Raw genomic sequence first — 13,374 nt, 5'->3', positions numbered from 1 at the left:
GTATACTAGTAAACTAAAATACAACATTTATTTAGGAGGCTATTATAATGAAACAACAACTAATAAACGGACAACATCATGTATCGATGATTACTAAAAACGCAAAACAAAACTTATGGTTTTATACAGAGGTACTGGGACTGAGACTTGTAAAGAAAACGGTCAATCAAGATGATCCATCCATGTACCATCTATTTTATGGAAATCGTAATGGCGCCCCTGGCACTGAGGTATCTTTCTTTGAAATGCCAAATGCAGGTCAGACCCGCAAAGGGACGAACAGTATTAGCTCTTTCTCCCTTCTTGTCCCTAGCGATGAAGCCTTGTCGTATTGGGCTAGTCGATTAGATTCTTTTGAAGTTCTTCATGAAGCGATTGTAAGTATCGGGGAACATAAGTCGCTTACTTTTTATGATAGAGATGAATTGACGATCCATTTAGTATCGGCTGAAAAAGATAACGGTATCGAGTTAGTTGAGCCGTGGATTACAGAAGACATCCCTCCAAAGTATGCCATCGTTGGGTTAGGTCCTGTTGTATTGACTGTACGTGAGACTAGCCGCACAAAGGCGGTTTTGGAAGATATCTTGGGCTATACAAAAGTTCGGACAGTACCCTCCATGGGGGATTCGAAAGTGATGGTAGATATATATGAAACAGGGAAGGGTGGTTTATACACCGAGATCCACGTCAAAGAAGTAAATGATAAAGATCGGGAGAGACCAGGGAAAGGCAGCATCCATCATGTGGCTATAAGAGTGAAGGATGTCGAAGAACTAACCGAATGGGCCTCCAAGATCACTGCCGCAGGCTTTAAAAATACAGGGGTCATTAATCGTTATTACTTCCATTCCTTGTATTTTCGGGATCCGAACCATATTCTTTTTGAGCTTGCTACAGATGGCCCAGGATTTGAGATTGATGAAACTTTTGACGCGCTAGGAGAGAATTTGACCTTACCTTCCTTTCTGGAAGAACGTCGTGAAGAGATTGAATCGAAGCTTCCTCCTATCCAATGAACCTATTATAATCATGAAAAGAGGACATAATCATGATGGAACAATATAGAGTCGATGAGAATAAAGGGTTGGAGCTAGGTTTATACACATTAGGTGATCACACCACAGATGCCTTAACTGGAAGCAGCGGTGTTCTTTTAAAAAGAAGGGCACTGTTAGCCTGTATATGACTATCTATTGCACTATGCAATATCGACATAGACATGGGCAAGAACTTATCCATTTTGTTAATCACTGGAAGTATATTATTTAAGGGTTCATTTCTGAAGAGGGGGAGTAGTGTGACGAATAGCCTTATTTCAATTAGCAGGTTGTATAGTCAAATGATTGCAGGCTCTTTACATCACACACCAGAGCAGGTCGTGAAGAAAATGGGGGCTATGCAAGCGCAAGACTACATGCAGGCGGTTTGGGCCATCGGACTACGTTCTCCTGCTACGAAATTAGCTGATATAGAGCGTGCAATCGCTGACCGTAAGATTATTCTTACTTGGACGCTGCGGGGTACGCTTCATTTCATCCCAGCAGAAGATGTAAAGTGGATGCTACAGCTCACTGCACCGCGTTTAGCATCACAAACGAAGCGGCGAATGGCTGAGCTTGGACTTGATGATCAAACACTGGAGCGCTGTAGAAAAATTATAGTGGAAGCTTTAAAGGGCGGAAACAAATGGATCGTTCGGCCCTACTTCAGTTAATAGAAGAAGAAGGCATCCATACAGGGAATCAGCGGGGTTATCATATACTCTGGAATAGTGCCTATCAAGGACTGATTTGTTTTGGTCCTATGAATGGTAAACAGCAAACGATTGTATTGTTAGAGGAATGGGTGCCAGATTGCCGAGAGCTATCTTATGAGAAATCGTTGCAAGAACTCGCCTTGCGGTATTTTACAGCCCGTGGATGGGCGACCGTTCAGGACTTTGCTTGGTGGGCAGGCATAACCCTTACAGATGCTAGACGAGGATTAGAAACTGTAAAAAATGACCTTCAATCGGCGGATATAAATGGCAGTGAGTATTGGATGTCTACCGATCAACTAGCTCGTGCGGATGAAGACTCCTCGGGTGTCTATTTACTTCCGGGTTATGATGAGTACATTCTTGGTTATAAAGACCGGAGTGCTGTACTTGAGCCTGAGAAGGCTCCTTTAATTGTCCCTGGAAACAATGGTGTTTTCCTGCCGATGATTGTTGTAGGTGGCCAAGTTATGGGTACATGGAAACGTACGATTAAGAAAAAAGGAATAGAAATGGTCATTCATCCTTTTGGAGAGCTCAGGAAGGCTGAAGAAGCAGTGTTTAAAGCTGCTGAAAAATATGCTGCATTTATCGGTCTGCCGATCCTCAATCTTAGCGTGAAACGGACAACATAATCATTATTTGCCCATAAAAGCTCATTTTTTAGGTTATCGGACTCCAATGCACTTAATTCGTTGCAAGAGCCTCATTTTGTAATCCTTGGATAGGGGGTTCAAATAGCGCTGTATAAGAAACGAAACCCGCCAAGCGTCACCTGCCGGGTTTGCTATTTCCATAAGTCGGTCAGAGCCTTTCTTAACTAGATTCGTCTAGCTAATTCTGCCCCCTCCCAAATTGCATTAAGTGCTCTGCGAGCTTGCACAGCATCCCCAATTACATGATAAGGAATGGAGCTTTCCTCCAAAAATTCCTGAAGGACTTGCTTGTTTAGAGCATGTGATCCAACTGCGATTACTACATAATCGGCTGGCAGTTTATGAAGCTCTCCATCTTTTTCAACGATTACGCTATTCTTTTGGATTGCCTTGCATTTGCTGTTGGTCATTAATGTTACGCCGTGGCCATATAGGCTTTCCATTACACAGATTTTACGAAGGATACCCAGATCATTTGCTACATCGGCTTGCATTTCTACAACAGTGATTTGATTTCCGCGTTCGACCAATAGCTCAGCAACCTCAAGACCAACCAATCCCCCTCCAATAATAACGACTCGACCTTCAGGATGGCATGTTCCCCATAATACATCATGTGAATTCACTACATGACTACTTAGAACGCCTTCGATCGGAGGAATCGTAGGGGCTGATCCGATCGCAAGAATGACTTCATCCGGACTAATTTCTTGGATAAGTTCTGGAGTGACCTCCGTATTCATTCGGATTTCCACCCCTTCACGTTTAGCAGCTTCCCCCATATTCAGAGCAGCGGCGGCCATTTCTTCTTTACGTGGCGCGGCACCAGCGATATAAAGCTGTCCACCAAGAATGTCGTTCTTCTCGCATAAAATGGGAGAATGTCCACGCCGTTTCAGTGTAACCGCCGCCTCTAATCCGGCTGGCCCACCACCGGCAATAAGTACTTTCTTGGGTGTGCCCGCTGGCTTCAATTCATATTCCCGTTCACGTCCTGTTGCAGGGTTAAATACACAGCTGATGAAAGGCACCTTCGGATTCACGAAGCCATCAAAGCAGCCTTGATCACAACCTACACATTTAACGATCGTGTCTGCACGTCCGGCTAATGCTTTGTTACAGAATTCAGGATCTGCCAGCTGAGCGCGCCCTATAGCTACGAAATCAGCCAGTCCTTCAGCAATAATTCGATCCGCAATAGCTGGATCATTAATACGTCCTACGGCGATAACTGGGATATTAACCACAGATTTAATTTGTGCTGCGTTATCTACATTGAAACCTACGGGCAGATCGATTGGAGGGACTTCATATTTAATAGCTGCGCCTGCTGGAACTCCGCGCGATACATTTATCGCATCAATACCTGCTTTTTCAGCCAGCTTTGAGAAGAGCTTCATCTCATCCAGTGTAAGTCCGCCGGGAAGATCCTCGATAGCAGAAATTCTCATCAAGATAGGGAACCCAGGCCCAACAGCTTCTCGAATGGCACGAATACAAGCGAGCGGAAAGCGGCAGCGATTCTCCCAGGAACCACCGTACTCATCCTGACGGAAGTTCATCGCTGGGCTTAGAAATTGTTGCGGCAAGTAACCATGACCGGCATGGAATTCCACACTGTCAAAGCCAGCTATTTTTGCACGTAAAGCAGCATCGGCGTAAGCTTGGACCATCTCGCTGACTTCGTGATGCTCCAGCTCCCGGGGGATTTGTGTTACACCCTCGAAAGGAACAGGGGAGGAGGAGACTTGAATCAGGTTGGGCGTTACTTTCCCTCCATGCCATAACTGAAGACAGCTTTTGCCGCCTGCATCATGAATAGCTTGAGCTAACCGGGTCATACCAGGAATGAATTTATCATCATAAATAGCTGGAGCATCCTCAGAAGCAGCCGTTGGGTGAATGGTGGTTACTTCAACTGTATTTAAGCCGTTACCGCCTTTTGCGCGTGCTACATGGTAATCAATCAAGCGCTCGCCGACATAACCACCAGGAGCGTTCATTTTTGTGCCCATGGCAGGCAAAATGACCCGGTTCTTGAGCTCCATATTTCCTATCATACCTTTGCTAAACAAATGTGCGAATTCCATGCTATAACACCCTCTCAATATATAGGTTAAAATAATATAGGTTATTTTAACCTATATTATCGAATGAAACGATAAAAGTATGTGCATAAAATCACTAAGTATTTGGCATAGAGGCAGTCCTTGAGGTAAGATAAGAAAATAGCCGGAAATGCAGTCCGGTAGTTCGGAGGATGAACATGGATATTGAAGTCTTGATTCTGGCTCAATTAATGAAAGGGTCAAAACATGGTTATGAGATTAAAAAAAATATCATTTTCGTAATGAGTAACGATAAAATCGTTAATAATAATTCGCTGTATCCGAAGCTGAAATTGTTTGAAAAGCGAGGTTGGGTGATTAAAAAAACGGAAATGCAGGAAAACCGCCCCAAACGGTATGTATATTCGATCACAGCAGAGGGTGAGGAGAGGTTTCATATCTGCTTGAACGAATTTTCACTGGAGACTATTCGTATTGATAATGAATGGTCTATTCGCCTTGCTTATTATGAGCTGCTGGATCTGGAGGCCCGCCGAAGATTACTTGATTTCAGAGAGACTTACATGAAAGAAAAGCTGGAACATTTACAACAGTTATCCTTAGTGGTTGGGAACGGTGAAGATTTGGACTACTCTGAAGAGCTATATTTTTATACCCGTAGTATGGTATTACATGAGATAGAGTTAATCCGTGAGCTTTCCCATAAGCTGGACTCCCTCGATAGGCATTGATCCGTATTACAGATATCTTCTATACTCATCTCGCCGAGAAGTCTATCTTTAGGTTTTCCACTAATTGTTGGGATCATTATTTTTATTGTGGTTTTAATTAATCAAGAAGGGGGTTTTCCTTGAGAAAAGTATACTTATTAACCGTTGGTCTTATGCTCCTGTTTATTTTTTCAGCCTGCGATCAAGAACAGGCAAGTGATTCTGTAATTAAGGAAGTAACGGTTACATCCAACGGGAGATTCATTCAATCTGACTTAAAGCCACTTGAAAGGAACACTAATTCAGAAAAAGTTAATGCATCCTTTCAAAGCCTTATAGCTGAACCGGGTGTTTCAATTCCTTATGTGAAGCTTGGAGAAATCATAGAAATCGAATTTAGCAATACAGCCCCAAACAGCTACAAATTGACAGATTATATTTTGAAAGATGATGGTACTTTTAAGTATAAAAAAGAAACAGCAGAGCCGGTAAATGTTGAATGGGCGGATAAGACAGCTACTTTTAAGCTTGATTCGAATATGGCGGCTTTTCTTAGTTCAGATAGTAAGGATTATGAATCAGGGGAAACTTTAAGGGGATTTCGATTAACAGGCGAGTGGCTAGACCAGACTAAGGAAATCACGTTTGTTATTCGAACAGATGCTAAGTAATTATGGAGATCATCATAGTGTATAAGGGAGAACCCGGGATTGCGCTTCATCAATCAAAAAGACTAACCAGAAAATCTGGCTAGTCTTTTATGTTGTTCGATCTTTTTATTTCACTTTTATGCCCATGGCTTGCGCAACCTTAGTGAATACTTCAGTGTTTTCGTATACTCCTGTAAACAACTGAGCGTTTTTGCCCATGGCCGTAATTGGAATATCCACTGCTGTATGACCTGAAGTCGTCCAGTCTACAACGAAATTCTGTTTGGAGTTAGCGATGGCAAACGGACCATCTTCTTTGGAAATGCCATCACCTGATTCATCTTCAGCGTCTACGGCTTCAATAGAGAATCCACCTGTTTCATGGTCGGCGAGAACAAGGACAAGGGTATCCGGATTCTTTTTAGCAAAATCTTTGGCAACCTGCACGGACTTATCTAACTCTTGCCCCGCTTTAATCGTCATCTTGGCATTGTTTTGGTGTGCAAATTCGTCGGTACCCTCTTCTTCAACCATCAGGAAAAATCCGTTTTTATTTGCTGCAAGCGTGTCTATCGCTTTTTTTGTCATTTCAGGCAGGGATACAACCGGGTTGTAGATATCTCCTTCACCCTCTGGCTTCTGCTGGAACATTTCCTCATTTGCAAATAATCCGAGAAGCTTGCCGTTTTTCGCCTTTTGCATATCTGTTTTATTCGTTACGTAGGAGTATCCAAGCTGCTTAGCTTTGTCTACAAGGTTACCTTGCGTACCTTTGCTTTTCTCTGAAGGATCTTCAGCTGGCTCATCTGCGAACTTACCTGGATTCCCAGCAGGATACCAGAAGTCTTCGCCTCCACCGAGAAGAACGTCAACTTTGCTCTTGGTCAGAAGCTGCAGAGCGATGTCACTTTGTTTGGAGCGATCTTCGACATGTGCACCGAAGGCAGCGCCTGTAGCATCAGTAATTTGGCTGGTAGTTACAACGCCTGTAGATTTCCCTGCTGATTTTGCATATTCCATAATGGTTTGGACGGACTTTTTATCTGCATCCATCCCGATGGCTCCGTTATAAGTCTTGACTCCGCTGGCATAGGCTGTGGCTGAAGCAGCTGAATCTGTAACAGGGACAGTGGAGCTTGTATGAATTAGTCCAGCATATGGCATAGAATCCATCGCTAGATTACCTTGTTCACCTACTGTAGCTAGGCGGATGGCATTGCGCTGGGCAGTACCCATTCCGTCACCGACAAACAGAATCACATTTCTTGTGTTAGATGAAGCTGCAGTGGCCTGATTTGGTGCTTGTGTAGTGATTACGTTGGAAACGAAGAGTGCAGTTGCTGCAGTGGCTACAATTGCCGTCTTCACGCCGTACTTTTTCGGTGATTTCATAATTTCCCTCCTAATGTATGTCTACAACCTCATACTATAGTAATTACATTAAGAGAATGTTTTCGGATATTGTAAAAAATGTAAATTGTAGCGTGCTTGAACGCATAGGATTTACAGTAGGTAAGATTTCAAAATAAAATATATCTAGGTGTATTATTACAATATTGAATATATTCATCTCCGAATACAGATTTTAAATGCTGCTCTTCCTGAAGAATAAGTAAATGGATGGCTATAATGTTAAGAAAGAATATAATTAGTGTTAATGAATTTGGATACATAAGATACAATCCAAGAAACATGAGATCAAAACCGAGAAATGCGGCATTTCTACTAAATTTATATATACCGTGCGTGATGAGCTTTGTTACAGTAGACTTATCAATCCCAACTCTCCACGAAGTACGCATGGCAATCATTGCTTGTATGAAAATGGAACATCCGAGCGTTACTACACCAACACCGATAAAGTGAATCACCGGATGATTAAAATGTTCTCCTACTAGTGTAACTATGTATGACTCCGCTAAGGAAAACGTAAACCACGCTGCTCCCCACACAAAAGTAGTAGTCTTAACGAACAGCTCGGTATAATGGATTATAGATCGTTTTTTTCCTTTAGCTAATACGTTTCCTTTAATATGATTCTTCTTGTAAAGTATAACGAGCTTCAAAAGGTAAGATATAAGGAATATGGAGAAAAGAATTAGGGATAGGATATTTTTTAGATTACTCATTGGAATTACCCCCTCACTAATACATATGAATGATTGCTCATATGTTTACTTATATCTTATTTCCTGATGCTGTGCATGTCAACTAATAGGAGGATAATGTGAAAACGTCAACGTATAAAAGATGGTGGCTAGGGGTCCTGTTTATAGCGCTTGTTGCATTAGTAAGTACTGGAATCGGAATGCTGGTCAAGCCATCGGGGGTGTCAACATATATTTCAAAAGAGTATAAGGTCACTTTGAAGTATCCCTCCGAGTGGGTAGTGAATCCAGAATATGATGAGAGGTATCAGGGGCACGACGGATTTTTTCAATTATCCGCTATTTCTGGAGAGGGGGTATCCATCGATGAAGTAGCAAACATGGATGCATTTCATCAACTGAAGCCTTATGGCTCCGATCCACAAATTATTGAACTGACACTAGAGGGGCTAAAAGTGGAAGAGAAAGCACGATTGATTGTGCCTTCTGCTGATCAGCAAGAGGAATGGAATCATCAGGCTGCTATTATTTTGAAATATCCAGAAGCGGTAAAAATAGGAGATTCCTTCTACAATTATTTTATTTTATGGGCGGATATAAAACATGTGGAGGACATAGGTCAGACTGTTCGATTTACTGAAAAACCGTAAAGTGTTTGCGCACGAAGAAAGTCTGCTGGCTGAATTACCGGTATTTCTAGGAAATATTCCAACTGCCATTTTTGTGTTTTTTGAGCTTGACGACTCGTGGGATGATCCCATGGCGGGTACACTCGTAGTGCTCTTTTGCCACCGTCACCTCTATTGGATAATATATCTTGTTTACCTAGCACAGCTTTTGGAAATACAAATTGACCAAAGTGATTCTCATTGCGCGTACTTATAACGAAGAGATCAGCAGTATCTGATATATCATAGGGCTGGATGGGGCCATCTCCAATTCTCTCCCATAACGTGACAAACTGCCCGATCTTTGTAGGTGTGATTTTTGCAACACGAAATCTAATGGATAGTGCGTTTAAATTAAATATATACGCCCCATAATCAGCATTGTGTGGTTCATGAATGAGGTCAGAGCAATCAAGATTGCACGGGTTATATACAAGCTCTTGGGTAGCGAGCAGATCACTATGAATGATACCTGAACCGCTTTGATTCTTAAATTTCATCTGTTCAAATCTCCCGGTTGAGTTCCTTAGAAACTCCTAATGTTCACTATCTTAATGCAAGAATAGGGAGTTCACAACCGTGAACAGAGCAGCTTTCCCTTGAGACTGGAGGTAGTCGTATGGAATCCATACATAAATTAATTGAAATTTTTAAGCTGAGTGTTCTGAATATAGAGTCTGTTCCTGATTCGTTCAGTTCTGAAGTGTATAAACTTACTCTTTTTAACCTAGACAACGTATACGTGAAAATTCCATACAACAGGGATAAACTAGTTCGTGAATTTGAGATGCTTGAAAGACTAAAGGGTGTTATACCCGTTCCAAAAGTATTGGATTTCTGGGACGGTGATGATAGGAGTGTCGGTGCATTGCTTCTCTCCGCTATAGATGGGGGGCCTTGTACGAGTAACCTTGATCAGAGTCTGGCGTTTCAAATCGGTAATTATCATGCCATGCTTCATGAAGTTTCCATGCCAGCGTATGGATGTTATGGATCCGATGGTTTTCAGACAGTAGAGAACAATAGCTGGAGATTATACCTGAAAAATAATTTTGAAAAGTGGAAAGAACCTTGTAAGGAGGTCCTTCATCCTGATTTATTTGAGAAATGTATTACTCACTTTGATAGCGTATATTCGGCGTTACCTGAATCGGATGGGCCTAGTGTTGTTCATATGGATTTTCGACCAGGCAATATATTAATAAAAGATAATCGAGTCGTTGGTATAATTGATTACGAGAGCGCTCGTGGTGGTTCCACTGGAATTGATTTCACAAAAATAAACCGATACGTCTGGGAAGTGAACCCGCTAACACGGCTCCCTTATGTGCAAGGCTACGAATCGGTTCGTCCTTTACTTGATCTGGAAGCTATAATACCGTTTTATAGTTTTTATGATGCTTTTAGTGCGGTAGTTTGGTGTAAAACCAGAGGGATCGAGAACAATAAGGCCTTTCTTCAGGAAAGTATAGAGGTATTGCAAAGATCTATAGAAGGAATAAATGGATGGGGAAAAATATGAAATTACTTTATTGAATAATACTAACCATAGTTAGGCTAGACTTGGTATGTTCAGAAGTGGTTATGACGAAAGTGTTTAAATTTCAAGGGAAAGAAAAGTAACTAAATAGAAGTGAAATGTTTAATCGTATGGGGGAGTATAAGCTTTGGAAATAAAGAATAAACAAGTCGAACAACGGTATTGCCCTTTATGTAAAGAATTAAATCATTGTGGTGCTAATAGTGGTGAGTGTTGGTGTTTTCACACGGAAATTCCTGCAGAACTACTAGAAAGGGTACCTTTGGAACTGAGTGGTAAAGCCTGTATCTGTCAAAGCTGTGTAGAGGCGTTTAAAAAACATTAGACAGAAATTTAACTAACTCAAGACGAAAACAGTAATTATATTGTGTATACTTAAATAGTAATATAAAAAAACATATGGGGGACACAGATGAGAAAGCCTATAATTGCAGTTGATATGGATGACACGATATGCCATCTAGTCAAACGAGCTATATACCATAACAACAATGATTTCCCCACTCATGTACTGAAGTACGAGGAGATGCTTGATTGGAATACGGATCATTTACGTCATCCAGATTGTACACAAGATGTATTCTATGGGCGGCCTGGTTTATATGAGGAGCTTGAATTATTCGACGAGCATGTTGTAGGTGAAATGGAGAAGCTACACAATGCATATGATGTTATTATTGTTACCGCGGCCCAGCCCAATGCAGTTGTTGAAAAATGGAACTGGCTTCAGAAGCATATGCCGTTTATTCCCATTGAAAATTTCTTCCCTTGCAAACGAAAGAATCTTATTAATTATGATCTTCTGATCGATGACGGGGTTCACAACTTGGTTCCTGCTTTACAGGACGGAAAGAAAGTACTCTGTATTCCGCATCCATGGAATTTGAGAGCCCGTGAACAATATGGATTTCCATTATTGACCTCCTGGGAAGGTGCGAAAGAGAAGATTGATCAGATGTTTGAAAATTCAAGAGACTAACTGATTTGAGGAGAGTTGCTCACATAGAGCAATTCTCTTTTTTTATGCTTTTTAGATTTTTTTACCTATTTTTACGTAACTACTTCATCTGTCGTAGTAATTATGGTATACTGCAACTACTACGACAGATGAAGTAATCATAGGGGGTACCATTTTTGATCAGCAGTGATGTTATACGTGGTTACAACGATACGATGATCCTCTACATGCTGCTCGATGGGGAATCCTACGGGTACGAGATTTCCAAGAATATCAGGCAGCTGACTCAGGAGAAGTATGTCATGAAGGAGACAACGCTGTATTCCGCCTTTACCCGGCTGGAGAAGAACGGATACATTGAATCCTTTTATCTGGATGAGAGTCTTGGCAAGCGGCGCACATATTACCGGATTACCCCGCTGGGTCTCGCCTATTACCGAGAAAAATGTGAGGAATGGAAGATTACGCAGGAAGTTGTAAACCAATTTATCAAGGAGTGGTGATAGTGCATGGAGACGATCATAGTATATCTGGATAATATGTTTGCTAGTCTGCCAAAGACTTCGGAACTGGAGCATTTGAAGCAGGAGCTGCTGTCCGGGATGGAAGATAAGTACCTGGAGCTGAAGCGGGAGGGCAAGTCTGAGAATGAGGCGATCGGTATCGTTATTTCGGAATTCGGAAATATTGAGGAGCTGACTGCTGAGCTAGGCATCCATCCAGCCGGACAGGAAAAGACTGTGCCCATACTTAGTGAAGAAGAGGTTTATGCTTATGCGGCTGCCAAACGTAGCTCTGGATTATGGACCGGTCTCGGTGTTTTTCTCTGCGCATGCGGGGTGGCGCTATTGATTACTCTTAGTACATTGTTTGAAAATAATGCTGATATGGCTGATAAAGGTTCGATGCTGGGGATGGTCGGAATGTTCGTGCTGGTCGCTGTGGCCGTTGGGATGTTCATTCATAGCGGCATGAAACTCGAGCGCTTCGAAAGTCTAGAACAAGGCTTTCAGCTACCTTATGCGCTCAAAACGGCGCTTCAGCGCAGTCAAGCCCTTTATGCTCCGACTTATCGCCTGGCTTTGATTGTGGGTGTCTGTCTTTGTGTGCTGTCACCTACCTTTATCTTCGCAACTTCGTATGTCAACGATGACTATGCTCCATATGGAGTTGCTGCTTTTCTGTTTATTGCGGCTGTGGCGGTGTTTCTGTTCATTTATTACGGGAATATTCAGGGAACTTATACGAAATTGCTGGAGGAGCCGAACATCACTGCAGAGAAGCAGGAAGAGAACCGATTTGTTGGAGTTGTTGGGGCTGTTTTGTGGCCGTTGGCGACGGCAATTTTCCTGTTTACGGGCTTTGTCTATGGGCGCTGGGACGTTAACTGGGCTGTATTCCCAATTGCTGGAATCCTGTCCGGCATGTTCAGCAATGTGTATCATATTCTAAAGCGCAAAAATGTCTCCTGATTATGCTGACTGCACATTAAGGTAACCTCATCCTTTGGAGGTTACCTTTTTTCTTTCGTCCAATTTGCTGGAACATCATTGACATGATGTATTAAATGTATATAATTAGGATAGACCGACGGTCGGTCTATAAAAAGGGGGACTCAGAATAAATGAGAATTTCCAAAGAAGCGGAAGAACGCAGAAATGAAATATTAGATAAGGCAGAAATGCTTTTTTTTACTAAGGGTTATGCGAGAACTACAGTGAACGACATCTTGCAGGAAATCGGGATTGCCAAGGGCACGTTCTACTATTATTTCAAGTCGAAGGAGGAGGTTATGGAAGCAGTAGTCACACGATTCATCGATGCTGGAGTGGACGTTGCGAAGATCATTGCTGCTGATTCAAAGCTCTCCGTACATGAAAAGCTACTACAAATCATAATGGCGCAGAAACCTGATTCGGAGAGAAAGGGTCACATGATTGAACAGTTTCATCAAGCTGAGAATGCACTAATCCATCAGAAAAGCTTGGCTGAAACGATTTTGAAGCTGACCCCTGTGTTGACAGAGGTGATTGAGCAGGGAATCGAAGAGAGCTTGTTCCACTGTCCTTATCCTAAAGAAACGATGGAATTTCTGTTGGTAGCCTCACAATTTTTATTGGATGAAGGGATTTTCAAGTGGCAACCGGAAGAGATTATTCTCAAAATTCAGAGCTTTATTTATATTATGGAGACTATGTTAGGAGCTGAAAAGGGAAGCTTTTCCTACGTAGCGCAAATGTTTGAGTAAGGTCCGAG

15 protein-coding genes and 1 pseudogene are annotated in these 13,374 nt (G+C 42.1%); 12 read left to right on the top strand and 4 right to left on the bottom strand.

Annotated elements, in window-relative coordinates; genetic code table 11:
- Nucleotides 1–47 precede the first annotated feature (47 nt).
- The 3 genes and pseudogenes from M2444_RS06065 (at nucleotide 48) to M2444_RS33545 (ending at nucleotide 2,394) form a co-directional block, all read left to right on the top strand.
- Entirely contained in the window at nucleotides 48–1,019 is a 972-nt protein-coding gene (locus tag M2444_RS06065; RefSeq protein WP_094873463.1) for a ring-cleaving dioxygenase, read from the top strand.
- A gap of 32 nt (nucleotides 1,020–1,051) precedes the next feature.
- Nucleotides 1,052–1,189 (top strand): hypothetical protein, encoded by a 138-nt coding sequence (locus tag M2444_RS06060; protein WP_280786529.1) that lies wholly within the window; start codon nucleotides 1,052–1,054, stop codon nucleotides 1,187–1,189.
- A gap of 33 nt (nucleotides 1,190–1,222) precedes the next feature.
- Nucleotides 1,223–2,394, top strand: a pseudogene (locus M2444_RS33545) (winged helix DNA-binding domain-containing protein).
- A 185-nt stretch (nucleotides 2,395–2,579) separates the two neighbouring features.
- Here the strand turns inward: M2444_RS33545 and baiCD are convergent.
- On the bottom strand, nucleotides 2,580–4,505 hold the full coding sequence (baiCD, locus tag M2444_RS06045; RefSeq protein ID WP_280786526.1) for a bile acid Fe-S flavoenzyme BaiCD: 1,926 nt from the start codon (nucleotides 4,503–4,505) through the stop codon (nucleotides 2,580–2,582).
- Nucleotides 4,506–4,681: 176 nt separating this feature from the next.
- On the opposite strand from baiCD, the gene M2444_RS06040 reads away from it, so the two are divergent.
- The gene (locus M2444_RS06040) at nucleotides 4,682–5,215 is read left to right on the top strand and encodes a PadR family transcriptional regulator (protein ID WP_179283584.1); all 534 of its coding nucleotides are present in this window, start codon (nucleotides 4,682–4,684) and stop codon (nucleotides 5,213–5,215) included.
- 119 nt (nucleotides 5,216–5,334) lie between these two features.
- Nucleotides 5,335–5,865: a hypothetical protein gene (locus tag M2444_RS06035; RefSeq protein WP_094875581.1), complete on the top strand. Its 531-nt coding sequence runs from the start codon at nucleotides 5,335–5,337 to the stop codon at nucleotides 5,863–5,865.
- A 105-nt stretch (nucleotides 5,866–5,970) separates the two neighbouring features.
- On the opposite strand, the gene M2444_RS06030 is transcribed toward M2444_RS06035, so the two are convergent.
- Nucleotides 5,971–7,236: an alkaline phosphatase gene (locus tag M2444_RS06030; RefSeq protein ID WP_280786525.1), complete on the bottom strand. Its 1,266-nt coding sequence runs from the start codon at nucleotides 7,234–7,236 to the stop codon at nucleotides 5,971–5,973.
- Nucleotides 7,237–7,364: 128 nt separating this feature from the next.
- Nucleotides 7,365–7,973: a methyltransferase family protein gene (locus M2444_RS06025; protein WP_094875584.1), complete on the bottom strand. Its 609-nt coding sequence runs from the start codon at nucleotides 7,971–7,973 to the stop codon at nucleotides 7,365–7,367.
- A 98-nt stretch (nucleotides 7,974–8,071) separates the two neighbouring features.
- On the opposite strand from M2444_RS06025, the gene M2444_RS06020 reads away from it, so the two are divergent.
- Nucleotides 8,072–8,602, top strand: a complete 531-nt coding sequence (locus M2444_RS06020) for a hypothetical protein (protein ID WP_094875586.1) — start codon at nucleotides 8,072–8,074, stop codon at nucleotides 8,600–8,602.
- Here the strand turns inward: M2444_RS06020 and M2444_RS06015 are convergent.
- Nucleotides 8,572–9,120, bottom strand: a complete 549-nt coding sequence (locus M2444_RS06015) for a MepB family protein (RefSeq protein ID WP_280786524.1) — start codon at nucleotides 9,118–9,120, stop codon at nucleotides 8,572–8,574. The genes M2444_RS06020 and M2444_RS06015 overlap by 31 nt on opposite strands.
- A 119-nt stretch (nucleotides 9,121–9,239) precedes the next feature.
- Here M2444_RS06015 and M2444_RS06010 point away from each other — a divergent pair, with 119 nt between their 5' ends.
- From M2444_RS06010 to M2444_RS05985, 6 genes are all read left to right on the top strand, one after another.
- Nucleotides 9,240–10,142 (top strand): phosphotransferase family protein, encoded by a 903-nt coding sequence (locus tag M2444_RS06010; protein WP_280786523.1) that lies wholly within the window; start codon nucleotides 9,240–9,242, stop codon nucleotides 10,140–10,142.
- Nucleotides 10,143–10,287: 145 nt separating this feature from the next.
- Nucleotides 10,288–10,485: a cysteine-rich CWC family protein gene (locus M2444_RS06005; protein ID WP_280786522.1), complete on the top strand. Its 198-nt coding sequence runs from the start codon at nucleotides 10,288–10,290 to the stop codon at nucleotides 10,483–10,485.
- Nucleotides 10,486–10,572: 87 nt separating this feature from the next.
- Nucleotides 10,573–11,139, top strand: a complete 567-nt coding sequence (locus M2444_RS06000) for a 5' nucleotidase, NT5C type (RefSeq protein WP_094873450.1) — start codon at nucleotides 10,573–10,575, stop codon at nucleotides 11,137–11,139.
- 155 nt (nucleotides 11,140–11,294) lie between these two features.
- The gene (locus tag M2444_RS05995; RefSeq protein WP_094873448.1) at nucleotides 11,295–11,621 is read left to right on the top strand and encodes a PadR family transcriptional regulator; all 327 of its coding nucleotides are present in this window, start codon (nucleotides 11,295–11,297) and stop codon (nucleotides 11,619–11,621) included.
- 6 nt (nucleotides 11,622–11,627) lie between these two features.
- Nucleotides 11,628–12,590, top strand: coding sequence for a permease prefix domain 1-containing protein (locus M2444_RS05990; RefSeq protein ID WP_094875592.1), 963 nt, complete (start codon nucleotides 11,628–11,630; stop codon nucleotides 12,588–12,590).
- 152 nt (nucleotides 12,591–12,742) lie between these two features.
- A complete protein-coding gene (locus M2444_RS05985) occupies nucleotides 12,743–13,366 on the top strand; it encodes a TetR/AcrR family transcriptional regulator (protein WP_280786521.1) in 624 nt (207 codons plus the stop codon).
- Nucleotides 13,367–13,374: the final 8 nt, after the last annotated feature.

Source organism: Paenibacillus sp. PastF-3, from assembly GCF_029893135.1.
In the GTDB taxonomy this organism is placed as follows: Bacteria; Bacillota; Bacilli; order Paenibacillales; family Paenibacillaceae; genus Paenibacillus_AQ; species Paenibacillus_AQ nitricinens.
Note: the sequence above shows the minus strand (reverse complement) of the source record. Positions and strands in the feature narration are given on the sequence as shown.